The following is a 226-nucleotide window of genomic DNA, read 5'->3' as shown; positions in this document are numbered from 1 at the left end:
TTGAATTATGTGAAGCTAACCACTATACCTACGGTTATCGTAAGATTACAGCACTGATTAATCAATGTTATACATCATCAATTAATCATAAGAGAGTACAGAGAATTATGCAGAAGCATCATTTAAACTGCCGAGTTAGACCTAAAAAAACGACAAGGATAGGTAAACCGTATTATAAAACAGACAATTTATTACAAAGACAATTTAAAGCGAGTTGTCCCATGGA

1 protein-coding gene is annotated in these 226 nt (G+C 32.7%); it reads left to right on the top strand.

Features of this window, described 5'->3' with window-relative positions:
* Positions 1-226: IS3 family transposase (locus AC2FB1_RS11260; protein WP_490675294.1), on the top strand; the 226-nt coding region annotated here is incomplete at both ends.

It is taken from the genome of Staphylococcus sp. CoH_129_LAB_1, from assembly GCF_058191515.1.
This window is presented reverse-complemented; position numbering and strand designations above follow the sequence as displayed.